The organism is Apilactobacillus kunkeei, from assembly GCF_001308195.1.
In the GTDB taxonomy this organism is placed as follows: Bacteria; Bacillota; Bacilli; order Lactobacillales; family Lactobacillaceae; genus Apilactobacillus; species Apilactobacillus kunkeei_C.
In genome coordinates, this window is the sequence record NZ_JXDF01000012.1 from 60,352 (window position 1) to 86,444 (window position 26,093).

A 26,093-nucleotide genomic window follows, 5' to 3' on the forward strand; every position below is an offset into this window, starting at 1 on the left:
AATAAACATTATTTAAAATGTCATTTAACGAGGAGGCTTTATGATGACTAAAATTTACCGTTCTCAATCAGATCGATTATTAACAGGATTATTAGGTGGAATTGCCGAATACTTCCATATCAACTCACAACTTTTAAGAATTATTTTTGTAGTTCTATCAATTATTCCGGGCCATCTAATTGGCGGACTATTACTTTATGTAATTTGTTTAGTAATTGTTCCGGCTAACCCCAACGTTTATGGTGGTGGACACACTACTAACAAACAAACTCGACGCAATTTAACTGACGTTGATGAATTTAATGATAAATAAGAGGTGACACCATGAGAGTGTTAGGCAGAATATTGATTAACACATTGCTATTCGTTGCGATTGCTGGTTTCTTCCAAGGCAGCTTTTACGTTGCTTCATTTGGAACTGCGATTGTGGCCGCAATTGTTTTAGCGATTCTAAATGCATTGGTAAAACCAGTATTGTTTATCTTATCCTTACCAATTAACTTGGTAACGTTAGGATTATTCAGTATTATCCTGAATGGAATTATGTTGGAATTAACATCTTTTGTGGTGGGCAATACTTTCCATTTTGCTTCATTTGGAATGGCAGTGATTGTTGCATTGATTATGTCAATTTGTAACGTCATTTTGTCAGACTACTAAAAAATTTTTAAAAACATCTAATAACATGATAAAATTATCTTATAACGAAGTGGAGGAAAGGCTATGGCATACAGTGTAACGGTCGCAGATCTTGTTGAAAACACTCACTTAGATATTTTCTACGGTGAAGAATACTTAGATCGACCAATTACCACGAGCGATATTTCACGCCCTGGTTTGGAATTAACAGGATACTTTAACTACTACCCATCAAAGAGAATTCAATTACTTGGTATTACTGAAACATCATATGCTAAGGGAATGGATAGTAATGAACTTTTTGATGTAATGAAGAAAATGTGTTTACCAGAAACACCAGCATTTGTTATTTCAACTCAATTAGATCCACCTGATGAATTAATTCGTGCTGCTAAGAACCAACACATTCCAGTATTGGGTTCAAAGCTAACAACTTCTCGAGTACTAAGTAACATGACTAACTACTTGGAAGGTAAATTAGCCGAAAGAAAATCAATTCACGGTGTGCTAATTGACGTATATGGTTTAGGGGTACTAATGACAGGGGACTCTGGAATTGGTAAGAGTGAAACTGCCTTGGAACTTGTTAAACGTGGTCACAGATTAATTGCCGATGATCGTGTCGAAGTATACCAACAAGATGAACAAACACTAATTGGTCAAGCACCAATGATTCTAAGACACCTACTAGAAATTAGAGGAATTGGGATTATTGATGTGATGAACCTATTCGGTGCCGGTGCCGTTCGTTCACAGACTAAGGTTGACTTAATTGTTCACCTTGAAAACTGGTCTGATGACACTCCATATGATAGATTGGGTAATGGCGACGAAACCCGTCGTATCTTTGACGTTGACGTGCAAAGAGTAAGCATTCCTGTTAAGACTGGTCGTAACTTAGCTATCATTATTGAAGCGGCAGCCATGAACTACCGTGCTAAGAAGATGGGTTATGATGCTACAAAGGTATTTGATGATAACCTAAACAATTTAATTAAAGAAAATTCAGGTAACAAAAAATAATCCTCTTTTTAGGAAGTGAATAAAATGTCAATTGCGTTAAATCCAATTGCGTTTAGTCTGGGACCTATCTTAGTTCACTGGTACGGGATTTTTATTGCCACAGCAGTATTAATTGCCGTTTACCTTTCAGTTAAGGAAGGAAGAAAACGCGGGATTCAACCAGATAATATTTACGATATGATTCTATGGGCTTTGCCAGTGGCAATCATTTGTGCTCGTATTTATTATGTTGTATTTCAATGGTCGTACTACAGCCAACATCTAAACGAGATTGTTAAAATCTGGGATGGGGGGATTGCCATCTATGGTGCCTTGATTGGTGCGTTTGTCGTGGTATTCTTATACTGTAGAAGTAAATTAATCTCAGTTTGGGCAATGCTTGATGTGATTGCACCAACTGTGATTATGGGCCAAGGAATTGGTAGATGGGGAAACTTCATGAACCAAGAAGCTTTTGGTAAGATTACCAGCTTAGCGTTCTTGAAGTCTCTACACTTACCAAATTTCATCATTAACCAAATGTTTATTCAAGGATTTTACCGCCAACCAACTTTCTTGTATGAATCACTATGGGACTTGTTAGGATTTGTTCTATTGATGAATCTTCGCCAAATCCAAGGATTCTTCAAGCGTGGTGAAGTGGTATTATCTTACGTTATTTGGTACTCATTCGGGCGATTCTTTGTCGAAGGGATGAGAACAGATAGCTTAATGCTATTTGGTGGAATTCGAGTTTCACAATTATTATCGATTATCCTATTCTTGGGAGCAATCGGATTAATGATCTATCGTCGCAAAAATGATTCTGATTTGCCTTACTACCTAGATGGTAGCAAGTTACAATAATTTTAAGGAGCTATATTTATTATGGTAGAAAAAATTGCAGTGTTAGGAGCAGGCTCATGGGGCAGCATGCTTGCTAATATTTTAGTTGAAAATGGTAACGAAGTGCGTTTATGGTCATACAAACAATCACAAGTTGATGAACTAAACAACAAGCACACAAACGAAAAATACATCAAAGATTTTACATATCCAAAAGAACTAGTTGCTTACGCTGATATGAAGGAAGCAATTAGAGGTGTTGATGATATTTTATTTGTTGTTCCAGCACAAGTTACAAGAAGTACTGCAAAACAAGTAAACGAAATCCTAGAAGAACTAGACATGAAGGTAAACATTATTCATGGTAGTAAAGGGATTGAACAAAAGACATACAAACGTATGTCAGAAGTTCTGGCTGATGAAATCGATGAAAGTCATCGTAAGTCAATCTCAGTTATTTCAGGTCCTAGTCAAGCAGAATCAGTTGCTAAACACGATATTACTTTAGTAACTACTGCTTCAGAAAACATCAAAGATGCTGAACATATCCAATCATTATTCATTAATGATTACTTCAGAGTTTATACTAATGACGACATCATCGGTGTTGAAATTGGTGCAGCTCTAAAGAACATCATTGCTATTGGTGCCGGTGCACTTTATGGTCTAGGCTACGCTGACAATGCTAAAGCAGCATTGATGACACGTGGACTTGCCGAAATTTCTCGTTTGGGAACTTCATTCGGTGCTAACCCATTAACATTCACTGGACTATCAGGTTTCGGTGATGTAATCGTTACTGCAACAAGTAGTGACTCACGTAACTGGCGTGCAGGATATCAACTAGGTAAAGGAGAGACCTTAGATGATATCGTTAAGAACATGGGAATGGTTATTGAAGGTATCGCAACTGCAGAAGCTGCATACGAACTAGCCAACCAACGTGGCATTGATATGCCAATTACTTCAGCAATCTACAAGGTATTACACAAGGAAATTACAATTGATGATGCAATTTCTCAACTAATGCACCGTAAGGGTAGAGCTGAATTAGATTAATATTTAAGAAATAGGAAAATACGAGAAAATAGGAGTTTATATTCATGAAGAAAATCAGAAAAGCAATTATCCCAGCAGCAGGTTTAGGAACTAGATTCCTACCAGAAACTAAGGCAATGCCAAAGGAAATGCTACCAGTAGTTGATAAGCCAGCTATTCAATTAATCGTTGAAGAAGCTATCGCATCAGGGATTACTGACATTTTAATTATTATTGGTAAGGGTAAACGTGCTATTGAAGATCATTTCGATTCAAACACTGAACTTGAATTGAACCTTGAATCAAAGGGTAAGGATGAAATGCTAAAAGCTGTTAAAGAAACTAACGGTTTGAACATTTACTTTAAGCGTCAAGAACATCCAAATGGTCTAGGTGATGCTGTTCATACTGCTAAGAGTTTCGTTGGTGAAGATCCATTTGTTATCATGCTAGGTGATGATTTGATGACAGATGAAACTCCATTGACTAAGCAATTAATTGACAGTTATGAAGAAACAGGTTCATCAACACTTGCTGTTATGAAGGTTCCTCATGAAGATACATCAAAATATGGTGTTATCAACCCAGCTAAGAAAGTTAGCGACGGTTTATACGATGTTACTAATTTCGTTGAAAAGCCAAACCCAGAAGATGCTCCAAGTGATCTAGCAATTATTGGTCGTTACCTATTAACTGCTGACATCTTTGACATCTTAGAAAACACTAAACCTGGTAAGGGTAACGAAATTCAATTAACTGATGCCATCGATACTCTAAACAAAAAGGGTAAGGTATACGCCCACGAATTCAAGGGTGACAGATACGACACCGGTAACAAGTTTGGTTGGTTACAAACTAACATCGAATTTGGTCTAAAACACCCAGAAGTTTCTGATGAATTAAAACAATACATCAAGGACTTAGCTAAGAAGTTAGATTAAAATTAGTTTGTGTGCAAATTAATGGACAAATGTTTTATATGATAGTAAAGTATCATATATTAATTCAATGAAAGGGGGAGCTTAATTATGGAAAAGTATGACGTAATTATTATTGGTGCAGGGCCTGGTGGAATGACATCTGCACTATATGCTTCTCGTGCAAATTTATCAGTAATGATGATTGACCGTGGTATCTACGGTGGTCAAATGAACAACACTGCTGAAATCGAAAACTACCCAGGATTCAAGTCAATCCTAGGTCCAGATTTAGCAAAAGAAATGTATGAAAGTTCCACAAACTTCGGTGCTAAGTACGAATATGGAACAGTTGAATCAATCGAAGACAAAGGTGATTCTAAGATTGTTAAGACTGACCAAGGTAGCTACGAAGCAGGTGCTGTTATCATTGGTACTGGTTCACAATACAGAAAGCTAGGCGTTCCTGGCGAAGACGAATATGGTGGAAGAGGTGTCTCATACTGTGCCGTATGTGATGGGGCATTCTTCAAGAACCGTGAAGTTGTCGTTGTCGGTGGTGGAGATTCAGCTATCTCTGAAGCACTATACCTTGCAGGTTTAGCTTCAAAGGTTACTGTTATTCACCGTCGTGATCAATTACGTGCACAAAAGGTTATCCAAGACCGTGCATTTGCTAACGACAAGATTGAATTTGTTTGGGACACTAACGTAACCGAAGTTGTCGGTGACAACATGAAGGTTACTGGTGTTAAGACTATCAACAACAAGACAAACGAAGAAGGCGAAATTGCTGCTTCAGGTGTCTTCATCTATGTTGGTAACAACCCAATGACTGAACCTTTCAGTAACTTAAACATTACTGACGAAAAAGGTTGGATTAAGACAAACGAACGTATGGAAACTTCAGTAAAGGGTATCTTTGCTATTGGTGACGTACGTGAAAAAGAATTAAGACAAGTAACTACAGCTGTTGGTGACGGTGGTATTGCTGGTCAAAACGCATTCGAATACGTATCTTCATTACACTAAAAGGTGTGATTAAAAAGACTGGTCTATTGGCCAGTCTTTTTTGTGCCTACAAGGAGAACATTAGTTTTAGAAAGTTTGTTCGTATGTTAGAATATTATTAAACTACAGTGAATGAGCCTAGAGCTCCGAGTTAAAAACAAAGGAGGACTTTGTTTGGAAATAAAACGTGAAGAGAACAATAAATTTGACTTAGTTTCAAAATACAAACCTACTGGTGACCAACCCGAAGCGATTAGTAAGTTAACTAAGGGTGTTTTGGATGGTCAAAAGAACCAAATCTTATTAGGTGCCACTGGGACTGGTAAGACCTTTACAATTTCTAATGTGATTAAAAACGTTAATAAGCCTACATTGATTTTGTCACATAATAAGACACTTGCTGGACAACTATACAGTGAATTTAAGGAATTCTTCCCTAACAATGCGGTTGAATACTTCGTTAGTTATTATGATTACTACCAACCGGAAGCTTATGTTCCATCAAGTGATACCTACATTGAAAAGGATTCTTCAATCAATGATGAAATTGATAAACTTCGTCATGCGGCCACTAACTCATTGCTTACCAGAAATGATGTCATTATCGTCGCATCCGTTTCATCAATCTTTGGATTAGGTAGTCCTAAGGAATACTACAAACACACCATTCCATTGAGTGTTGGCCAACAAATTGAAAGAGACGAGCTACTTAGAAAGTTAGTCGAAATTCAATTTGATAGAAATGATATCGACTTCCAACGTGGTCGTTTCAGAGTGCACGGGGATGTTGTCGACATTTTCCCAGCTTCTGGGGATCAACATGCATACCGAGTTGAATTCTTCGGTGATGAAATTGATTCAATCAAAGAAATCGATACATTGACCGGTGAATTCATTGGTAAGAAAGACGATATCATCATCTTCCCAGCGACCCACTTCTTGACCGATGATCAAAACATGGATCACGCTTTGAAGGGTATCAAGGAAGAAATGAAGGAACAAGTTGCCGAATTTGAAAAAGAGGGTAAGCTACTAGAAGCCCAACGTTTGAAGCAACGTACCACTTATGATATCGAAATGATGGCCGAAATGGGTTACACCAACGGAATTGAAAATTATTCCAGATACATGGACAACAGAAAACCGGGTGAAGCTCCTTACACATTACTAGATTTCTTCCCCGATGATTACTTATTAGTTGTCGATGAATCCCATCAAACATTGCCACAAGTAGGTGGAATGTACAATGGTGATAAGGCCAGAAAAGAACGTCTAATCGAATATGGATTCAGACTTCCAAGTGCTTTGGATAACCGTCCATTGAAGATGCCTGAATTCAAAGAACGTGTTAACCAAGCAATCTACATGTCAGCAACTCCTGGTCCACGTGAACTAGAAGAAACCGCTGAAAAGAATATCGTTCAACAAATCATTCGTCCAACCGGACTATTGGATCCAACTGTTGAAGTGCGTCCAATCATGGGTCAAATGGATGATTTGGTTGGTGAAATCAATGAAAGAATTGCTAAGAATGAAAGAACGTTTGTAACCACCTTGACCAAGAAGATGTCCGAAGATTTAACCGACTATTTAAAGGACTTAGGAATCAAGGTTGCATACCTACACTCTGACGTTAAGACACTAGAACGTACCAAGATTATTCGTGATCTTCGTCTAGGTAAATACGATGTATTGGTTGGAATTAACCTTCTAAGAGAAGGAATTGATGTTCCTGAAGTATCCTTGGTTGCCATCTTGGATGCTGATAAGGAAGGTTTCCTAAGAAATGAACGTTCATTAATTCAAACCATTGGTCGTGCCGCCAGAAATGAAAATGGTGCGGTTATTATGTACGCCGATAACATGACCGATTCAATGCAAAAGGCGATTGATGAAACCGCTAGAAGAAGAAGTATTCAAAAGAAATACAACGAAGACCATGGTATTACACCACATACCATTAAGAAGCCAATTAGAGACCTTATTAGCTACGACAATAATAAGAACGATGATTCTTCAGAAGATCACTCATTTGTTGAATCAGACTTCCAAAAGCTATCTAAGAAGGATCAAAAGCAAATGATTGAAACATTGACCAAGGAAATGAAGCATGCAGCTGCTAAACTTGATTTCGAAAAAGCAGCAGCTTTGCGTGATACTGTCATGGAATTAAAGGGTCAAATGTAAGGGGGCAAAAACTTGCAAAACGATAAAATTGTCATTAAAGGTGCTAGAGCACATAACTTAAAAGATATTAGTGTTGAAATTCCTAAGAACAAATTGACTGTTATGACCGGTTTATCAGGTTCAGGAAAGAGTTCATTAGCATTCGATACGCTATATGCTGAAGGACAACGTCGATACGTTGAAAGTTTGTCTTCATACGCACGTCAATTCTTGGGTCAAATGGACAAACCAGACGTTGATTCAATCGAAGGATTAAGTCCAGCGATTGCGATTGACCAAAAGACCACTTCCAAGAATCCACGTTCAACAGTTGGAACTGTTACTGAAATTAACGACTACTTTAGATTGCTATGGGCACGTGTTGGAACACCAATCTGTCCAAACGATGGAACCAAGATTACTAGACAATCAATTGATCAAATGATTGATGAAGTTCTTGCTTTGCCTGAAAGAACTAAGCTTCAAATCTTATCACCAGTGGTTAGACAACAAAGAGGTCAACACAAGAAAGTTATCGATAAGATTAAGCGTGAAGGTTTCGTTAGATACCGTGCTGACGGAGAAGTTCACGAAATTGAAGATGACGTTCCACTAGACAAGAACAAGTATCACGACATTGAAATCGTGGTTGATAGAATCATCGTTAAAGATGGTATCAAATCTCGTTTATCAGACTCACTTGAAACCGCATTGAGACTAAGTGACGGTTATGCCGTTGCCGACTTGATGGGTAGGGGTGACAACTTAATTTTTTCCGAACACTACGCATGTCCACTTTGTGGATTTACAGTTAGTGAATTGGAACCACGTCTATTCTCATTTAACTCACCAATTGGCGCTTGTCCAAGCTGTGATGGTTTAGGGATGAAACTTGAAGTAGACGAAAGCCTAGTTGTACCTGACAAGGATAAGACGTTAAACGAAGGGGCAATTGAACCCTGGAATCCAATTAGCTCCAAGTTCTATCCAAGCTTGCTAGAACAAGCCTGTGAAGCATTTGGTATCGATATGGATACTCCGTTTAAAAAGCTTCCTAAGAAGCAACGTGACCTAATTTTATACGGTTCCAACGGAAAAGAATTCCACTTCCACTTCAACAGTAACTTCGGTGGAATTAGAGACACCGATGCACCTTTTGAAGGGGTTATTAACAACATTGACCGTCGTTACAAGGAAACTAACAGTGACTTCACCAGAGACCAAATGCGTCTATATATGACTGAATTAACATGTCAAACTTGTCACGGTTTCCGTTTAAACAGAGAAGCACTAAGTTTGAAGGTTGACGGATTAAACATCAGTGAAGCAACCGACCTAGACGTTGTTAAAGAATTAAACTTCTTCTCTCAATTGAAGTTCGGTGAAAAGGATAGTGTTGTCGCTAAACCAATCCTAAAGGAAATCATTGATCGACTAACTTTCCTAAAGAACGTGGGATTGGATTACCTAACACTTTCCAGAACTGCCGGAACACTATCTGGTGGTGAATCACAACGTATTCGTTTAGCTACTCAAATCGGTTCAAACCTATCAGGAGTGCTATACGTATTGGATGAACCATCAATTGGGTTACATCAACGCGATAACGACCGTTTGATTTCTTCACTAAAATCAATGCGTGACTTGGGTAATACCCTAGTTGTCGTAGAACACGGTGAAGACACTCAACGTTCTGCCGACTACATTGTTGATATCGGACCAGGTGCTGGAACCAACGGTGGTAAGGTAATGGCCGTTGGAACTCCCGACGAAGTGGCTCAAAACGACAACTCATTGACTGGTCAATACCTATCAGGTAAGAAGTTCATTCCAGTCCCATTGAAACGTCGTAAGGGTAACGGTAAGAAGATTAAGGTTACCGGCGCTTCTGAAAACAACTTGAAGAACGTTACTGCCGAAATTCCATTAGGTGAGTTTAACGTCGTAACTGGTGTTTCTGGTTCAGGTAAATCAACATTGATTAACCGCATTGTTAAACGTGCGATTGCCCAAAAGCTAAACCACAACTCCGAAAAGCCAGGTAAGTACAAGTCAATCTCTGGATATAAGAATATAGATAAGCTAATTAACATCGACCAAAGTCCAATCGGAAGAACGCCTCGTAGTAATCCTGCTACCTATACTGGAGTGTTTGACGACATTAGAACATTGTTTGCTGAAACAAACGAAGCTAAACTTCGTGGTTACCAAAAGGGTCGTTTCAGTTTTAATGTTAAGGGTGGTCGTTGTGAAACCTGTCATGGGGATGGAATTCTAAAGATTGAAATGAACTTCCTACCAGATGTTTACGTACCTTGTGAAGTTTGCCATGGTAAACGTTACAACGCCGAAACACTGGAAGTTGAATACAAGGGCAAGAACATTTCTGATGTCTTGGACATGACTGTGGATCAAGCACTTGATTTCTTCTCATCAATTCCAAAAATTACTAGAAAACTAGAAACCATTGATGAAGTAGGACTTGGCTATGTTCAACTTGGCCAATCAGCAACTACCTTGTCTGGTGGGGAAGCGCAAAGAATGAAGTTAGCTTCTGAACTATACAAAAAGTCAGCTGGAAACAACTTATACATCTTAGATGAACCAACCATTGGTTTACACACCGATGACATTAACCGCTTGTTAGTTGTCCTACATGAACTAGTCGAACAAGGCAACACTGTTTTAATTATCGAACATAACCTAGACGTGATTAAGACAGCCGATCACATTATCGACCTAGGACCTGAAGGAGGAGATGGTGGTGGTGAAATCATCGCTACTGGAACTCCTGAAGAAATCGTCAAGGTGAAGGAAAGCTATACTGGTCAATATTTAAAACCAGTCTTAGAACGTGATACCAAACGAACTAAAGAAGCAAGAAAATAAAAAAGCGTGATGACACGCTTTTTTATTTGTGTTTGAAATGACACGCCCGGGTATGTGTGTTATACTTTCTTAGTTGAAAAAATTGAAAGGAGGAAACGATTTGATGAAGGACAATCAGGCGAGAAAAAGCGTTGTCGTCATTGGTGGCGGAACTGGTTTACCAGTTATCTTAAATAATCTAAAGAACGAAAATATTGACATCACTGCGATTGTGAACATCTCAGATGATGGTGGATCATCAGGTCGTTTGCGCAATGAAATTAATATTGTTCCTCCTGGAGATATCAGAAATGTCTTGGTATCATTATCTAATTTGTCAAAGGACAAGCTAGACTTGTTTCAATACCGTTTTAAAAAGGGCAATCATTTCTTGTCTGAACATTCGTTAGGTAACTTAATCATTGCCGCAATGACAGAAATGAAGGGTGATGTGAACGTCGCCGTTGAAGCACTAAGTCAGATGATGGAAATCACTGGTAAGATTTATCCAGCCACCAACGAAAAACTACAGCTATGCGCCGAGTTCGATGATGGTTCAACCATGACCGGTGAATACGAAATCACCTATGCGGATAAAAAAATTAACCGTGTTTGGGTAGAATCCAGTGACAATCAAGACGAAATTCCGCATGCCAATCAAAAGGTCATTGATGCCATTTTGGCCGCCGACCAAATTGTTTTAGGTCCTGGCAGTCTGTTTACCAGCATCTTGCCAAACCTAATGATTAAGAACCTAGGAAAGGCTGTTTTAGCGTCTAAAGCACAGGTGGTATACATTTGTAATATCATGACACAAAAGGGTGAAACAGACCATTTTTCAGACGCTCAACACGTTGAAGTTTTAAACCGTCATATGAAGTCCAACTTCATTGACGTCGTAATCGTAAACAAACAACCAGTTAATACTGATCTAATTAATCGAGAAGTGTTTAACGAGATTGAAAATCCGGTTAAACACGATGAAAAAGCAATTCAGGCAATGGGATGTGAATGCATCTACGATGACTTCTTAATGTTAAGTCACCAAGGGGCATTCCATGATGGAAAAAAGGTTGCCGATACATTATTCAAACTGGTTTCAAAAAGATAGGATGATTAAAAATGTCATACGCAAGTGACGTAAAAAAGGAACTAACGACTCTAGAAGTTCATAAGGAAAATGCCAAGGCAGAACTAATGGCATTAATTCGAATGAACGGATCAATTTCGTTAGCCAATCGTAAAATTATTTTAAATATTCAAACCGAAAATCCAGCCATCGCTCGTCGTATCTATAAGTTGATTTTAGAATTCTACGAAGTGGAAAGTAAGCTTGTTGTTAGAAAGAAAATGAAGTTAAACAAGAACAATGTCTACGTCGTAAGAATCGCTAACCAAGCGCAAGCAATCCTAGATGACTTAGGGATTTTTGATAACTACCAAATCGTGGAAAGAGTGCCAATTGAATTACTAAAGGATGATTCCCAAGTGAGATCATATCTAAGAGGGGCCTTTTTAGCTGGGGGTTCTGTGAACAACCCAGAAACTTCCAGATACCATCTAGAAATCTACTCATTGTACGAAGAACACAACGACATGATTTCAGAAATGATGAACAAATACGAATTGAATTCCAGAACTACCGATCGAAGAAGTGGATACATCACATACTTGAAAGAAGCAGAAAAGATTGCTAACTTCTTGCAATTAATTGGTGCAACCAATGCGATGTTGAAATTCGAAGATGTCAGAATCATGCGTGATATGAGAAATTCTGTGAATAGATTAGTAAACTGTGAAAATGCTAATATGAATAAGGTTGCTAATGCTTCAACCAAGCAAATTTCTAATATTCAATTCATTGATGACACCGTTGGATTGGATAAGTTACCTGAAAAACTATACGAAGTTGCCATCACCAGAATGAAGATGCCAGAAGTTAGTTTAAAGGAATTAAGTGAATCATTGCCAAGTGGGGCGATTTCTAAGTCAGGAATCAATCACCGTTTGAGAAAGATTAATGAATTCGCTGATAAAATCAGAGAAGAAGCCGTTTCATAAAAGGACACAAAAAAAGACGTTAACCAAAGTTAACGTCTTTTTTATTATCTAATTATTTTCTTTCAGAACTGTTAGTCATGATGCTATCAATCAATCCGTAGTTGACAGCTTCTTGAGCGCTTAAGTACTTATCACGTTCAGTATCTAGGTTAACCTTTTCAATTGATTGACCTGAGTTTTGAGCTAAGATTTCGTTGATCATCTTTCTAGTCTTTAAGATTGATTCGGCAGCAATAGCAATTTCAGTTTGTTGACCTTGAGCACCACCAGAAGGTTGGTGAATCAATACTTCAGAGTGAGGTAGAGCAAAACGCTTACCCTTAGTACCTGAAGAAGCCAAGACACTGGCCATTGATGCAGCCATACCCATAACGATAGTTTGAACATCAGCCTTGATGAATTGCATAGTGTCGTAGATGGCCATACCGGCTGTTACAACACCACCAGGTGAGTTGATGTATAAGTAGATGTCTTTTTCAGAATCTTGTGCATCTAGGAATAATAATTGAGCAATGATGGTGTTTGCCATGTTGTCTTCAATTGGACCAGATAACATAATAATTCTGTCTTTTAATAATCTTGAGTAAATGTCATATGCGCGTTCACCGTTTGATGATTGTTCAATGACAGTTGGGACTAAATTCATAATTTTATCCTCCCTTGCTTTCAATTCAATTTGAATTATATTAATTTTATATCAATGGTCAATTAAGGTCAAATGATTTTATCTGACTTAATCACCAATGCATCTGGAGGGAATCGAACCCCCATCGAAAGAACCGGAATCTTTAGTGCTATCCATTACACTACAGATGCATTTCAACACGTTAAACTATAAATGAAAAGGGGGTTAAATTCAAGAAACACACTGAGTTAATTGATTTGCAAACTAAAATTAGCACTGATATACTTAGAGTGTAAGGATTTGATACAGAAAATAACTGTTACAAATTAGTACTGGTTATTTTTTTAAAATTACTGAGCATGTATTATAGACTGATCGGTAAAAAAGTAGTAGTATTTAATCCGTACGTAGTACTCAAATTTATTTCTCTAGGAGGAAAACAGTTATGACTGTAAAAATTGGTATTAACGGTTTTGGTCGTATTGGTCGTTTGGCTTTCAAACGTATCCACGAACTAAACTCAGACGAAATTGAAGTTGCTGCTATTAATGATTTAACAACTCCTTCAATGCTTGCATACTTATTAAAATATGATTCAACACATGGTAAATTCCCAGGTGAAGTTACTTCAACTGATAACGGAATCGTTGTTGACGGTAAGGAAGTTCCAGTTTACGCTGAACGAAATGCCGCTGACCTACCATGGGTTAAAAATGATGGTGTTGACTTTGTACTAGAATGTACTGGTTTCTACACTTCAGAAGAAAAATCACAAGCTCACTTAGACGCTGGTGCAAAGCGTGTTCTAATCTCTGCACCTGCAGGTCAAATCAAGACTGTTGTTCCTGGTGTTAACTTGGATACTCTAACTGCTGACGACAAGATCGTTTCAGCTGGTTCATGTACTACAAGTAGTATCGCTCCTACAGCATACTTCTTAAACAAAGACTTTGGTATCAAAGTTGGTACTATGACTACTATCCACGCATTCACTTCAACTCAAGCTATCCTAGATGGTCCTCGTGGTAAGAAGTTCAGAAACAACCGTACTGCTTCAACTAACACTATTCCTCACTCAACTGGTGCTGCTAAGGCCTTAGGTCTTGTTGTTCCAGAACTTGACGGTAAGTTAAACGGTGTGGCTCAACGTGTTGGTATCGTTGACGGTTCATTAACTGAATTAACTGCTATCGTTGACAAGAAGAACGTTACTGCTGACGAAGTTAACGCTAAGATGAAAGAACACACTGAAGGTAACGAAGCATTTGGTTACAATGACGAACCAATCGTTTCAAGTGATATCATTGGTGATACTCACGGATCAGTATTTGATGCTACTCAAACTGATGTTACTACTTTTGGTGATGACCAACTTGTTAAGGTATGGTCATGGTACGATAACGAATGGGGCTTCACTTGCAACATGGTTCGTACTTTACTACACTTCGCTCAACTATAATCTAAATTATAATTTAGCAAGGCATAAGGTGGAGGAGGCAATTGCCTCCTCCATTTTTTATAACAATTACTTTCTGCTTAAAAATTCTTTGAAATAAAGAAATAAATGAAGTATATTGAAATTGTTACATCAATTTTAAATAATTTTTGGGAGGTAATCTAGATTGGCTAAGACAGTTGTTTCTGATTTAGATTTAAAAGGCAAAAAAGTTTTAATGCGTGTCGACTTCAACGTTCCTATTAAAGACGGTGTTGTTGGTGACACAAGTCGTATCGTTGGTGCTATTCCAACAATCAAATACGTAATCGAACATGGTGGAAAGGCAGTTCTATTCTCTCACCTTGGTCGTATCAAGACTGAAGATGACAAGAAAGAACTATCATTACGTCCAGTTGCTGCAAAGCTTTCTGAACTAATTGACAAACCTGTTACTTTCGTTCCCGAAACTGAAGGTCCAAAGCTTGAAGAAGCTATCAACAACATGAATGATGGTGACATCGTTGTTGTTGAAAACACTCGTTTTGAAGATGTTGTAAATGGTGAAAACGTAAAACGTGAATCTGGTAACGATCCTAAGTTAGGTCAATACTGGGCTTCACTAGGTGATTGCTTCGTAAACGATGCATTCGGTACTGCTCACCGTGAACATGCTTCAAACGTTGGTATTGCACGTGCAATGGAAGCAGAAAACAAGCCAGTTGCCGCTGGTTTCCTAATGGAAAAAGAAATTAAGTTTATCGGTGGTGCCGTAAACAATCCTAAACGTCCATTTGTTGCCATCTTAGGTGGTGCAAAGGTTTCAGATAAGATTGGTGTTATCGATAACCTATTAGACAAAGCAGACCACATCATCATTGGTGGTGGTATGACTTACACATTCTACGCTGCTAAAGGCTTCACTATTGGTAACTCATTAGTTGAAAAGGACAAGATTGACACTGCTAAGGAAATCCTAGCAAAGGGTGGCGACAAGATCGTTCTACCTGTTGACTCAGTTGTTGCTCCAGAATTCAACAATGATGCACCTACTCAAGTAGTTGGTGAAAACATTCCTGATGGCCAAATGGCACTAGACATTGGTCCTAAGAGTATCGAACTATTCGAAAACGTTCTAAGAGACGCTAAGACTGTAGTTTGGAATGGACCTATGGGTGTATTTGAAATGAGTAACTTTGCTAAGGGTACTCTAGCTATTGGTAAGTTCTTAGGTGACTTAACTGACGCTACTACTGTTGTTGGTGGTGGTGACTCAACTGCTGCATGTAACGAACTAGGTGTAGCTGACAAGCTATCACACGTTTCAACCGGTGGTGGTGCTTCACTAGAATACATGGAAGGTAAGACTCTTCCAGGTATCGCCGCTATTACTGATAAATAAGAATAATATCTTTTTAAGATTCGATGTATAACATCGGGTCTTTTTTTTGTATAATAAAAGGAGTGAAATTTTTATTAAAACAGATGCGCAATTTGTTAATATCAATTGTTTAGTGATATCATTGATATATAGCGATTTTTAATAATCTGTTTAAAAGAATAGGAGGTAAAAAATGAGAACTCCTTTTATCGTTGGAAATTGGAAAATGAATTTAACATTACATGAAGTTGAAGAATTCTTAGATGCAGTCAAAGGAAACCTACCAGATCCTAAAAACGTTGAATGCGCAATTGCTGCATCATCAATTTACATGGATGTATTAACTAGATTTTGTAAAGAAGAAACAAATCTAAAAGCTGCTGCTCAAAACTGTTTCTATAAAGATTCAGGTGCATATACCGGTGAAGTAAGTCCGATGGCACTTGCCGATATGGGCGTTAATTACGTCATGTTAGGTCATTCAGAACGTCGCAAATACTTTGACGAAACCAATAAGATGATTAACAAAAAGGTTAAGGCCGTTTTAGCTAACAACATGGTGCCAATTATTTGTTGTGACGAAACAATGGCTAAGAGAAAGACATACGATGAAATGAACTGGGTGGTAAATCCAGTCATTGAAGCATTAAAGGGAATTTCAGAAGACGATGCTAAAAACGTTGTCATTGGTTATGAACCAAGTTGGGCAATCGGTACTGGAAAGTCAGCCAGTGGTGCTGAAATTCAAGAAGCATGTTTTCTAATTCGTGAAACATTAAAAGATTTATATGGTGATGACATCGCAAACCAAATCCGAATCGTTTACGGGGGAAGCGTTAACGCCAAAAATGTTTCAGAAATTATGAGTCAAGATGATGTTGATGGAGTCTTACCTGGAAAGAGTAGTTTAAAGGCCAAAGAATTCATCAAAATTGTCAATTACCAAAATAATTAACAGATTGAACAGTTTTTTATTGAAACTTGGTCTGTAAAATAATAAAATGAAGATAGCCTTGATTCCGAGGTAACAACTTTCATTAAGGAGAGAATAAAATGTCAATTATTTCAGATATTTATGCTCGAGAAGTACTAGATTCTCGTGGAAATCCTACAGTTGAAGTAGAACTATATACTGAAGCAGGTGCAATGGGACGCGGTATCGTTCCTTCAGGTGCATCTACTGGTGAACACGAAGCCGTTGAATTACGTGACGGTGATAAAAACCGTTTCATGGGTAAAGGTGTTACTAAGGCTGTTAACAACGTTAATAACATTATCGCTAAGGAAATCGTAGGTTACGATGTAACTGATCAAGTTGCTATTGATGAAGCTATGATTAAATTAGATGGTACTCCTAACAAAGGTAAGTTAGGTGCCAACGCTATTTTAGGTGTTTCATTAGCTGCTGCACGTGCTGCTGCTGACGAACTAGGTGTTCCTTTATACAACTACTTAGGTGGTTTCAATGGACACGTATTACCAACACCAATGATGAACGTTATCAATGGTGGTAAGCATGCCAACAACAAAGTTGACTTCCAAGAATTCATGATTATGCCTGTTGGTGCGGAAACTGTTAAAGAAGCCGTTCGTATGGGTTCAGAAACTTTCCACAACCTAAAAGCTATCTTGAACGAAAAGGGTTACTCAACCGCCGTAGGTGACGAAGGTGGTTTTGCTCCTGACTTGAAGAACAACGAAGAACCATTCGAAATCTTAGTAGAAGCTATCCAACGTGCTGGTTACAAGCCAGGTAAAGACGTTTCAATCGCCTTTGACTGTGCTGCTTCAGAATTCTACGATGCAGAAACTAAGAAGTACAACTTAGTAGGTGATGGTAAGTCATACTCTGCTGATGAATTTGTTACATTACTAGAACAATTAGTTGACAAGTACCCAATTATCTCAATCGAAGATCCATTGGATGAAAACGAATGGGCAGATTGGCAAATGGCTACTGAACGTCTAGGTAAGAAAGTTCAAATCGTTGGTGACGATTTATTCGTAACTAACACTGATTACCTACAAAAGGGTATTAAGATGGGTGTTGCTAACGCAATCCTTATCAAGCTAAACCAAATTGGTACTTTAACAGAAACTGTAAACGCTGTTGAAATGGCTAAAGAAGCTAACTACACAGCTATCATCTCACACCGTTCAGGTGAAACTGAAGATACTACAATTTCTGACTTAGTTGTTGCTCTAAACGCTGGTCAAATTAAGACTGGTTCAATGAGTCGTGGCGAACGTATCGCTAAGTACAACCAACTAATGAGAATTGAAGATCAATTAGCTTCAGTTGCAGAATACAAGGGTATTAACTCATTCTACAACCTAACTGAAGAAGCTCGTAACAACGTTATTAACAAATAATAACTAACTGTTACTAAAAAAAGCATTGAATTATTTCAATGCTTTTTTTGTACATAAAATTATATGGTATGATTGATATACCAATAAAAAGAAGGCGAACATATTGCAAAGTGATAATTTAAGACGATTTAAATCAGTGCTGTACGGTTTATTAATTGGACTGGCAGTCGGAATGGTGGTTAGTCTATTTCGAATATCGATTGAAGGACTATCGGATCAATTTTTAAAACTAGCGAAGCTAGCGCGAACTAATATATTCGTACTGATTACGCTAATCATCTTGAATTTGCTAATCGCATTTTTCGTATATTACTTAGTAAAACGAGATAAAAACATCAAGGGATCTGGGATTCCACAGGTCGAAGGTCAGTTAAACGGTGAACTAGATTATTCATGGTTCTCTGTATTAAGCAAGAAGTTCATTGGTGGGGTGCTTGCCATTTCCAGTGGGCTATTTTTAGGCCGTGAAGGGCCTTCCATCCAATTGGGTGCTGCTACTGCTCAAGGACTAGCAGATACCTTTAAACAAACAAAACAAGCACGTAAAACGATTATCTCTGGTGGGGCAGCCGCGGGGTTATCCGCTGCTTTTAACGCTCCAATCGCCAGTACGTTGTTTGTGCTAGAAGAAATCTATCATAACTTTTCAACATCGGTCTGGTTAACTTCACTTTCAGCCGCAATTAGTGCGAACTTTGTTTCAACTGCGGTCTTTGGGAAAGTGCCGGTATTACACATGAGTTATTCACACGTGATTCCGCTACATATCTACCCATACTTAATCGGATTGGGAATCGTAATTGGAATCGGTGGATTAATTTATGAGTATGCGACACTTCACGTAAACGACTGGTACGCTAAGTTAGATTGGGTGCCCAACATTGTCTGGGTATTAATCCCATTTATCTTAGTCATTCCGTTTGAAATGTACTTACCCACAATCGTAGGTGGGGGAAGCACAATGGTATTAATGATTGCCAAGGCCGCACCAACGATTACGGTATTGCTTTGGTTCTTGTTGATTCGTTTCGTAATGTCGATACTATCATATTCAACCGGCTTACCTGGTGGCATCTTCCTACCAATGCTTTCATTAGGAGCATTGATAGGGGCGATTTATTCAGAGGTTTTGATTCAATTAGGCGTATTACCACAAAGTTATTTTGTTAACTTCATCATCATTTCAATGAGTGGATTCTTCGCCTGTGTCGGGAAGGCACCATTTACCGCCATTCTCCTAATTACCGAAATGGTTGGATCATTGCAAAACCTAATGTCATTAGCCTTTGTCACATTGGTGGCATACGAAGTTACCGACTTATTAGGTGGTAGTCCAATCTACAATGAAATGTTGCAAAAGATGTTGAGCCCGCAAAAGTTGTCAACAAGTGGACAACTAACCAACCTATATTTCTCAGTTCAATTGGGATCAGATATGGATGGTAAGGCTGTTAAATCAATCAATTGGCCAGATGGTTGTTTGATTAGTTCCATCAAACGAAATGAACAATACATTATCCCCGATGGAGATACAATCCTAAAGGCTGGGGATAACATTGAAATATCCACAAACTACGATAACCGTGGTTATGTATATACACATGTGGAAAAACTAACATTAGATAATTAAAATTTTGATTAATTGGCATGTTAGAAAGTATTATGATAAACTAAACAGTAAAGATAAAGTTAAAGATGAAACCTATGTATTTTAGGTAGGAGGCAACGAATTGTATAATTTCTTAATGAATATAATTTGGATTGACAGTGTATTAATTATCATCGCTGTCTTGATGCAACCAGCAAAGACTAACAACGATGCAATGTCTTCTTTAACCGGTGGTGCTGATGATTTGTTTGCCAACTCTAAGCCACGTGGTTTTGAAGCCTTTATGCAAAAAGTAACAGTTGTATTATTGATTATTTTCTTTGCATCAGCATTAGGATTAGTTTGGTTATCATCACACTAGTTGATAAGACTCCTGTAATTTTTACAGGAGCTTTTTTTATGTGAAACCGAAAAAACCGTTTAGGATAGACGGTATAAAAATGTTAGAATACTAGATATGAGTTATCGAATTTGATTTAAGATCGAAAATTTAAAACTTAAGGAGTAAATCGTGGAAGATAATAGTTTAAAACAAGAAATTCATGCTGTTCTTCAAAAGTTCCCAAATCGCGAATTTTCAGTAGAAGAACTAGCTGATGAATTAGGATACCATGGTGCAAATGCATTTAAACTAATTGTCCAATCATTAGCTGTTCTAGAACGTGAAAAGACAGTTATGGTTACTGAAACAGGCAATTTTAAGTTAAACGTGCAAGGTGAAACAATCGAAGGCACTTTTCATGCAAATCCAAAGGGGTTCGGATTTGTTAACTATGACGAAAACCTAGAAGATGCATTCATCGCACCTGACAACACACTACAAGCAATGAACGGTGATACTGTTCAAATTGAAATTGTAAGACGTGCCGACCAAAACTCTGGTAAAGGTCCAGAAGGTAAGGTTGTAAACATCGTTGAAAGAAACTACGAACAAGTAGTTGGTGAATTCACCCGTACTGACGATGATCATGGCTACGTTGGTCAAGTTAAGCTAAAAGAAAAGAAGCTTATTAACTACAAGTTTTACGTTACAGGTGTTGGTCTAAAACCTACACCAGGTGAAGTAATTACTGCCGAAATTACTGAATACCCAAATGCTGACCACCCAGACTACATGGTTGGTATCGCTAAGGAAGTAATCGGAAGCGTTGATGACCCAGGAATCGACATCCTACAAATCGTCTACGCTCACGATATTCCAGCTCAATTCCCAGAAGACGTATTGCAAGAAGCAGATGCGATTCCAGAAGAAATTAGTGAAGAAGAAAAGCAAGGTCGAGAAGACATTACTGATCAAACACTAGTTACTATTGATGGGGAATCATCAAAGGACTTGGATGACGCCGTTACTGTATGGAAATTACCAAATGGTAACTACCACTTAGGTGTTCACATCGCCGATGTTTCTCATTACGTAAAACCAGGTAGTCTTCTAGACGAAGAAGCATACAAGCGTGGTACTTCTGTTTACTTAACTGACAGAGTTATCCCAATGCTTCCAAGAAGATTATCAAATGGAATTTGTTCATTGAACGAAGGTGAACTTCGTCTATGTATGAGTTGTGATATGGAAATCAACCCAGCCGGAAACGTTGTTGACCATCGTATTCACCCAAGTGTGATGAGATCTAAGGCTCGAATGACTTACAAGGCTGTAAATGACATCCTAGAAGCACATGATGAAAACACTATGGAACGTTACAAAGACTTAGTTCCTATGTTTGAAGAAATGGGCGAACTACACAATATTCTATACAAACAACGTCGCCGTCGTGGTGCCATTGACTTCGATGATAACGAATCAGAAATCATCGTTGATGAAACTGGTCACCCAATCGACATTAAGCTAAGAGTGCGTGGTACTGCTGAAAGAATGATCGAATCATTCATGTTAGCTGCCAACGAAACTGTTGCTGAACATTACTGTAAAGCACACGCACCATTCATCTACCGTGTTCACGAAACACCAGATGGAGAACGTGTGAAGAACTTCTTCGAATTCTTAACTGCATTCGGTGTAGAAGTTAAGGGTGATCCAGATCACTTGAAGCCAAAGGTATTACAAAACGTATTGAAGAAGGTTGCTGGTAAGCCAGAAGAACCTGCCGTATCAGTTATGATGCTTAGAAGTTTGAAGCAAGCTAGATATACTGACCAACCACTTGGTCACTTTGGTCTAGGTGCTGAATTCTACACTCATTTCACTTCTCCAATCAGAAGATACCCAGATACAACTGTTCACCGTTTAATTCACCACTACGAAGATAACGGTATCAATAAGGAATCAAAGGCCAAATACGCCGGATTACTTGAAGAAATTTCAGATCATTCATCAAAGGCAGAACGTCGCTCAATCGATGCAGAACGTGATACTGATGCAATGAAGAAGGCTGAATACATGGCAGACCACATCGGAGAAGAATTCGATGCAACTGTTAGTTCAGTGCTTAAGTTTGGTATGTTTATCGAACTTGAAAATACTGTTGAAGGATTAGTTCACATTAGTCGCATGAAAGATGACTACTATGAATACATTGAAAAGTACCTAGCACTTGTTGGTAGAAATACTCACCGTACCTACAGAATTGGTCAACCAGTTCGTGTTAAGGTGGTTAACGTCGACGTTGACCAAAGTGCTGTGGACTTTGATATTGTTAATCCAGAAGACACACCAATGTCTAAACTAAAACCTGAAAGTCACAGTAATGGTGCTCACGGTCGTGGTGGAAGAAACAACGGTGGTCGTCGTAACAATAACAGAAGAAACGACAACAAGAATGGTAAGTTTGGTAGAAACAACAATAACCGCCATTCAAGAAACAACAACCGTAATGGTCGTAATCATTCCAATTCAAAACATTAATTGGTTGAGAGGTGATTGATAATGGTTAAGAAGAAACCAACTAATAAAGACGATAACTTGGTTGCGCAAAATCGCAAAGCTCGTCATGATTACCGCGTTTTACAAACTTATGAAGCAGGGATTGCATTGACTGGTACTGAAATCAAGTCTGTTCGTGCAAGTCGTGTCAATCTAAAGGATGGGTTCGCCCAAATTAGAGATGGCCAAGCTACATTGATGAATGTTCACATTAGTGAATATGAACAAGGTAATCAGTTCAATCATGATCCACTTAGAAATCGTAAATTGCTTTTACACAAGCAAGAAATCAAGCGACTAGCAAAGGAAACAGACAAAAAGGGAGTTACAATCGTTCCCTTGAAGATGTACCTTAAGAAAGGTTTTGCTAAGGTCTTGATTGGTGTTGCCGAAGGTAAGCATGAATACGATAAACGTGAAACAATGAAGAAACGTGATCAAGAACGTGAAATCTCACGTGTATTAAAACACTACTAAAAAAAGCGTCCCGGAATGGGGCGCTTTTTTGCGATGTGAATTTATTTTATATATGATAAAATTATATATAGAGGTGTTATAAATGAAACCTTTTATTCACAATGACTGGTGGGATGTATTGAAGCCAGAATTTGAAAAAGAGTATTACCAAGATTTACGCAAATTTTTAGTTGAAGAATATGAAAATCATGAAATCCATCCAAACGCTAATCAAATCTATGAAGCATTTGAATGGACACCATTCTCAAAAGTAAAAGTAGTTATTTTAGGCCAAGACCCATACCATGAACCCAATCAAGCACATGGTTTGAGTTTCTCAGTCCTACCAGGAGTGAAGGTGCCACCTTCGCTTCGAAATATTTACAAGGAATTAGAAAGTGATTTAGGCATCAAACCGGTTAATCATGGCTACCTTGAAAAGTGGGCCAAACAAGGTGTTCTATTATTGAACTCAGTATTGACCGTAAGAGATGGAATTGCATTTTCCCACAAATCAAAGGGATGGGAGAAATTAACCGATACTGCAATTGAAAAGTTATCACAACGTCCTGAACCAGTCGTATTTATCCTTTGGGGGAGAGCGGCTAGAGACAAGGTGAAGTTGATTAATACCAAGACCAATATTGTGATTGAATCAGCTCATCCAAGTCCATTGTCAGCACACCGTGGTTTCTTCGGATCCAAACCATTTTCAAAGACTAATATTGCCCTAGAATCATTGGGCGAAAAGCCAATTGATTGGCAATTACCAGAACACGTTACAATCCATTAGGAGGAAGAAATATGAGTTTACTAGATGAATTAAAAGAAAAGATTAGTGGTTTAAACAAGAAAATCGTTTTCCCAGAAGGAGACGACATTAGAATTATCGAAGCAGCTAGTCGTTTAGCTGACGAAAACCTAATCCACCCAGTACTATTAGGTGACCCAGCAGAAATCAAACAAAACGCCGGTGACTTCAACCTATCAAACGTTGAAATTGTCGACATTAACAACTACCCAGAAAAAGACTTCGAAGAAATGCTAGATGCATTAGAAGAACGTCGTAACGGTAAGAACACCCGTGAACAATTAGCTGAATGGCTAAAGGATGCTAACTACTTCGGTACTATGTTAGTTTACATGGATAAGGCTGACGGAATGGTATCAGGTGCAGCTCATGCTACCGGTGATACTGTTAGACCTGCTCTTCAAATCATCAAGACCCAAGAAGGCATGCGTCGTATCTCAGGTTCATTCTTGATGCAAAAGGGTGACACTAGATACGTCTTTGCCGACTGTGCTATTAACATCGAACTAGATGCTAAAGGCATGGTTGAAGTTGCTAAGCAAAGTGTTATCACTGCTAAACAATTCAACATCGATCCAAAGGTTGCCTTTCTAAGTTTCTCAACTAAGGGATCAGCTAAGGGCGACATGGTAACCAAGGTGCAAGAAGCAGCTGCAATGGCCAAAGACGAACTAGATGTTCCTTCAGATGGTGAACTACAATTTGATGCCGCACTAGTACCAGAAGTTGCTAACAAGAAAGCACCTGGTTCAGAAGTTGCTGGACAAGCTAACGTTTTCGTATTCCCTGAACTACAATCAGGAAACATTGGTTACAAGATTGCTCAACGTCTAGGTGGCTTTGAAGCATTTGGTCCACTACTACAAGGTTTGGCAAAACCAGTTTCAGATCTTTCACGTGGATGTGTCGCAGAAGATGTTTACAACGTTGCAATCATTAACGCAATCCAATCTCTATAAGCAAAAGGAGGGATGATTCTTGGTTAAAGTTAACGTAGAATCACCTGATGAAACAAAACAATATGGTGAACAATTGGCACCATTATTAAAGGCTAAAGACGTCATCTTGTTGGATGGTGACCTAGGTGCGGGTAAGACAACTTTCACCAAGGGATTAGCTAAGGGCTTGGGTATTAAACGTAATATCAAGAGTCCGACATTTACCATTATCCGTGAGTATCAAGGTGGCAGATTGCCACTTTACCACATGGATATCTATCGTTTAGACGATGGTAGCGGGGATGAACTAGGACTAGAAGAATACTTCAACGGTGACGGTGTTAACGTTATCGAATGGTCCGAATTCATTGCCGATGAACTACCTGACGATTACTTGAAGATTGTTTTCCGTCGTGATGATGAAAAGGGTGAAGACTTTAGAACCATTTCATTTGAACCAAGCGGCAAACGCTTTGAAGACATCGTTAAGCAAATTTTTCCACAGGTGGAAAAATAGCGATGTGTAATTTAGAGGTGCGTTGTGCACAACCAGACGATGCAGATAAGTTAATCGAATTGATTGCACAATTAAAACAAGAATCAGACCAATACACGATTGATCCAAATATTGGGAATTTATCCGTTGATGATCAAGCTCAACAAATAATGCTGGTTAATCAAACCCGTAGTTTTATCATTGGTTTAGCATTTTTGGATGATCAACCGGTAGGGATGATTCAGGTCCAAGAACTACAAGATTCCGGAATCGGTGAGCTTGGCATTGCCGTCTTAAATCAATATAGTCACCAAGGAATTGGTGGCCAGTTAATGGATTTTGTAATTGATTGGGCAACCTATGACAGTAACTTATCCACATTGGCACTGGTTGTGAAAAAGACCAACGAACACGCAATTCACTTATACGCAAAAAGTGGCTTTACCGTCGTAAAGAAAAGGGTAATTAATGCACTTGGAAGTGTATTATCCACACAAGAAATGCAATATAACCTAAAAAAATAAGCACCCATTTGGATGC

24 protein-coding genes and 1 tRNA gene are annotated in these 26,093 nt (G+C 38.4%); 23 read left to right on the forward strand and 2 right to left on the reverse strand.

Annotation, left to right across the window (positions count from 1 at the left end):
* Nucleotides 1–40 precede the first annotated feature (40 nt).
* The 11 genes from RZ78_RS02060 to whiA all read left to right on the forward strand — a co-directional run bounded on the left by RZ78_RS02060 (nucleotide 41) and on the right by whiA (nucleotide 12,548).
* Nucleotides 41–313, forward strand: a complete 273-nt coding sequence (locus tag RZ78_RS02060) for a PspC domain-containing protein (protein WP_080997681.1) — start codon at nucleotides 41–43, stop codon at nucleotides 311–313.
* An 11-nt stretch (nucleotides 314–324) separates the two neighbouring features.
* Entirely contained in the window at nucleotides 325–660 is a 336-nt protein-coding gene (locus tag RZ78_RS02065; protein WP_053791557.1) for a phage holin family protein, read from the forward strand.
* 63 nt (nucleotides 661–723) lie between these two features.
* The gene (gene hprK / locus RZ78_RS02070) at nucleotides 724–1,662 is read left to right on the forward strand and encodes an HPr(Ser) kinase/phosphatase (RefSeq protein WP_034534642.1); all 939 of its coding nucleotides are present in this window, start codon (nucleotides 724–726) and stop codon (nucleotides 1,660–1,662) included.
* Between the two features lie 15 nt (nucleotides 1,663–1,677).
* On the forward strand, nucleotides 1,678–2,508 hold the full coding sequence (lgt, locus tag RZ78_RS02075) for a prolipoprotein diacylglyceryl transferase (RefSeq protein ID WP_414827356.1): 831 nt from the start codon (nucleotides 1,678–1,680) through the stop codon (nucleotides 2,506–2,508).
* Nucleotides 2,509–2,529: 21 nt separating this feature from the next.
* Nucleotides 2,530–3,546, forward strand: a complete 1,017-nt coding sequence (locus tag RZ78_RS02080; RefSeq protein ID WP_034531940.1) for an NAD(P)H-dependent glycerol-3-phosphate dehydrogenase — start codon at nucleotides 2,530–2,532, stop codon at nucleotides 3,544–3,546.
* Nucleotides 3,547–3,590: 44 nt separating this feature from the next.
* On the forward strand, nucleotides 3,591–4,466 hold the full coding sequence (gene galU / locus RZ78_RS02085) for a UTP--glucose-1-phosphate uridylyltransferase GalU (RefSeq protein WP_054607973.1): 876 nt from the start codon (nucleotides 3,591–3,593) through the stop codon (nucleotides 4,464–4,466).
* A gap of 84 nt (nucleotides 4,467–4,550) precedes the next feature.
* The gene (gene trxB, locus RZ78_RS02090; protein WP_034531944.1) at nucleotides 4,551–5,474 is read left to right on the forward strand and encodes a thioredoxin-disulfide reductase; all 924 of its coding nucleotides are present in this window, start codon (nucleotides 4,551–4,553) and stop codon (nucleotides 5,472–5,474) included.
* Nucleotides 5,475–5,627: 153 nt separating this feature from the next.
* Entirely contained in the window at nucleotides 5,628–7,640 is a 2,013-nt protein-coding gene (uvrB, locus tag RZ78_RS02095) for an excinuclease ABC subunit UvrB (protein ID WP_282571203.1), read from the forward strand.
* A 12-nt stretch (nucleotides 7,641–7,652) separates the two neighbouring features.
* Entirely contained in the window at nucleotides 7,653–10,508 is a 2,856-nt protein-coding gene (uvrA, locus tag RZ78_RS02100) for an excinuclease ABC subunit UvrA (RefSeq protein ID WP_054607974.1), read from the forward strand.
* Between the two features lie 103 nt (nucleotides 10,509–10,611).
* Complete coding sequence (locus RZ78_RS02105; protein WP_054607975.1) at nucleotides 10,612–11,598, forward strand: gluconeogenesis factor YvcK family protein; 987 nt, start codon at nucleotides 10,612–10,614, stop codon at nucleotides 11,596–11,598.
* An 11-nt stretch (nucleotides 11,599–11,609) separates the two neighbouring features.
* The gene (gene whiA, locus RZ78_RS02110; RefSeq protein ID WP_034534634.1) at nucleotides 11,610–12,548 is read left to right on the forward strand and encodes a DNA-binding protein WhiA; all 939 of its coding nucleotides are present in this window, start codon (nucleotides 11,610–11,612) and stop codon (nucleotides 12,546–12,548) included.
* 52 nt (nucleotides 12,549–12,600) lie between these two features.
* On the opposite strand, the gene clpP is transcribed toward whiA, so the two are convergent.
* Both clpP and RZ78_RS02120 read right to left on the reverse strand, forming a co-directional pair.
* Nucleotides 12,601–13,194 (reverse strand): ATP-dependent Clp endopeptidase proteolytic subunit ClpP, encoded by a 594-nt coding sequence (clpP, locus tag RZ78_RS02115; protein WP_054607976.1) that lies wholly within the window; start codon nucleotides 13,192–13,194, stop codon nucleotides 12,601–12,603.
* 98 nt (nucleotides 13,195–13,292) lie between these two features.
* Nucleotides 13,293–13,364 (reverse strand) — tRNA-Arg (locus RZ78_RS02120).
* Nucleotides 13,365–13,618: 254 nt separating this feature from the next.
* Here RZ78_RS02120 and gap point away from each other — a divergent pair.
* The 12 genes from gap (at nucleotide 13,619) to RZ78_RS02180 (ending at nucleotide 26,077) form a co-directional block, all read left to right on the forward strand.
* Nucleotides 13,619–14,632 carry a type I glyceraldehyde-3-phosphate dehydrogenase gene (gene gap / locus RZ78_RS02125; RefSeq protein WP_054604631.1) on the forward strand — a complete coding sequence of 338 codons (1,014 nt, stop codon included), beginning with the start codon at nucleotides 13,619–13,621 and terminating at the stop codon, nucleotides 14,630–14,632.
* A 163-nt stretch (nucleotides 14,633–14,795) separates the two neighbouring features.
* A complete protein-coding gene (locus tag RZ78_RS02130) occupies nucleotides 14,796–16,010 on the forward strand; it encodes a phosphoglycerate kinase (RefSeq protein ID WP_041152543.1) in 1,215 nt (404 codons plus the stop codon).
* 172 nt (nucleotides 16,011–16,182) lie between these two features.
* Complete coding sequence (gene tpiA, locus RZ78_RS02135) at nucleotides 16,183–16,944, forward strand: triose-phosphate isomerase (protein WP_054607977.1); 762 nt, start codon at nucleotides 16,183–16,185, stop codon at nucleotides 16,942–16,944.
* Between the two features lie 98 nt (nucleotides 16,945–17,042).
* On the forward strand, nucleotides 17,043–18,362 hold the full coding sequence (eno, locus tag RZ78_RS02140; protein ID WP_034531957.1) for a phosphopyruvate hydratase: 1,320 nt from the start codon (nucleotides 17,043–17,045) through the stop codon (nucleotides 18,360–18,362).
* Between the two features lie 103 nt (nucleotides 18,363–18,465).
* Complete coding sequence (locus RZ78_RS02145; protein ID WP_237756974.1) at nucleotides 18,466–19,992, forward strand: ClC family H(+)/Cl(-) exchange transporter; 1,527 nt, start codon at nucleotides 18,466–18,468, stop codon at nucleotides 19,990–19,992.
* Between the two features lie 100 nt (nucleotides 19,993–20,092).
* Complete coding sequence (secG, locus tag RZ78_RS02150; RefSeq protein ID WP_034531960.1) at nucleotides 20,093–20,332, forward strand: preprotein translocase subunit SecG; 240 nt, start codon at nucleotides 20,093–20,095, stop codon at nucleotides 20,330–20,332.
* 150 nt (nucleotides 20,333–20,482) lie between these two features.
* On the forward strand, nucleotides 20,483–22,834 hold the full coding sequence (rnr, locus tag RZ78_RS02155) for a ribonuclease R (RefSeq protein ID WP_054607979.1): 2,352 nt from the start codon (nucleotides 20,483–20,485) through the stop codon (nucleotides 22,832–22,834).
* A 21-nt stretch (nucleotides 22,835–22,855) separates the two neighbouring features.
* Nucleotides 22,856–23,329: an SsrA-binding protein SmpB gene (gene smpB, locus RZ78_RS02160; protein ID WP_041152547.1), complete on the forward strand. Its 474-nt coding sequence runs from the start codon at nucleotides 22,856–22,858 to the stop codon at nucleotides 23,327–23,329.
* 82 nt (nucleotides 23,330–23,411) lie between these two features.
* Nucleotides 23,412–24,101 (forward strand): uracil-DNA glycosylase, encoded by a 690-nt coding sequence (locus RZ78_RS02165; protein WP_041152548.1) that lies wholly within the window; start codon nucleotides 23,412–23,414, stop codon nucleotides 24,099–24,101.
* A gap of 11 nt (nucleotides 24,102–24,112) precedes the next feature.
* Complete coding sequence (gene pta / locus RZ78_RS02170; protein ID WP_054607980.1) at nucleotides 24,113–25,078, forward strand: phosphate acetyltransferase; 966 nt, start codon at nucleotides 24,113–24,115, stop codon at nucleotides 25,076–25,078.
* A 19-nt stretch (nucleotides 25,079–25,097) separates the two neighbouring features.
* Complete coding sequence (gene tsaE, locus RZ78_RS02175; RefSeq protein WP_053791570.1) at nucleotides 25,098–25,574, forward strand: tRNA (adenosine(37)-N6)-threonylcarbamoyltransferase complex ATPase subunit type 1 TsaE; 477 nt, start codon at nucleotides 25,098–25,100, stop codon at nucleotides 25,572–25,574.
* Nucleotides 25,575–25,576: 2 nt separating this feature from the next.
* On the forward strand, nucleotides 25,577–26,077 hold the full coding sequence (locus tag RZ78_RS02180; protein WP_054607981.1) for a GNAT family N-acetyltransferase: 501 nt from the start codon (nucleotides 25,577–25,579) through the stop codon (nucleotides 26,075–26,077).
* Nucleotides 26,078–26,093 lie beyond the last annotated feature (16 nt).

Excerpts from the sequence above, each read along its gene's own strand:
- RZ78_RS02060 (WP_080997681.1), top strand. The coding sequence starts at position 41 with ATGATGACTAAAATTTACCGTTCTCAATCAGATCGATTATTAACAGGA.
- RZ78_RS02065 (WP_053791557.1), top strand. The coding sequence starts at position 325 with ATGAGAGTGTTAGGCAGAATATTGATTAACACATTGCTATTCGTTGCG.
- hprK (WP_034534642.1), top strand. The coding sequence starts at position 724 with ATGGCATACAGTGTAACGGTCGCAGATCTTGTTGAAAACACTCACTTA.
- RZ78_RS02080 (WP_034531940.1), top strand. The coding sequence starts at position 2,530 with ATGGTAGAAAAAATTGCAGTGTTAGGAGCAGGCTCATGGGGCAGCATG.
- galU (WP_054607973.1), top strand. The coding sequence starts at position 3,591 with ATGAAGAAAATCAGAAAAGCAATTATCCCAGCAGCAGGTTTAGGAACT.
- RZ78_RS02105 (WP_054607975.1), top strand. The coding sequence starts at position 10,612 with ATGAAGGACAATCAGGCGAGAAAAAGCGTTGTCGTCATTGGTGGCGGA.
- whiA (WP_034534634.1), top strand. The coding sequence starts at position 11,610 with ATGTCATACGCAAGTGACGTAAAAAAGGAACTAACGACTCTAGAAGTT.
- clpP (WP_054607976.1), bottom strand. The coding sequence starts at position 13,194 with ATGAATTTAGTCCCAACTGTCATTGAACAATCATCAAACGGTGAACGC.
- gap (WP_054604631.1), top strand. The coding sequence starts at position 13,619 with ATGACTGTAAAAATTGGTATTAACGGTTTTGGTCGTATTGGTCGTTTG.
- tpiA (WP_054607977.1), top strand. The coding sequence starts at position 16,183 with ATGAGAACTCCTTTTATCGTTGGAAATTGGAAAATGAATTTAACATTA.
- eno (WP_034531957.1), top strand. The coding sequence starts at position 17,043 with ATGTCAATTATTTCAGATATTTATGCTCGAGAAGTACTAGATTCTCGT.
- smpB (WP_041152547.1), top strand. The coding sequence starts at position 22,856 with ATGGTTAAGAAGAAACCAACTAATAAAGACGATAACTTGGTTGCGCAA.
- RZ78_RS02165 (WP_041152548.1), top strand. The coding sequence starts at position 23,412 with ATGAAACCTTTTATTCACAATGACTGGTGGGATGTATTGAAGCCAGAA.
- pta (WP_054607980.1), top strand. The coding sequence starts at position 24,113 with ATGAGTTTACTAGATGAATTAAAAGAAAAGATTAGTGGTTTAAACAAG.
- RZ78_RS02180 (WP_054607981.1), top strand. The coding sequence starts at position 25,577 with ATGTGTAATTTAGAGGTGCGTTGTGCACAACCAGACGATGCAGATAAG.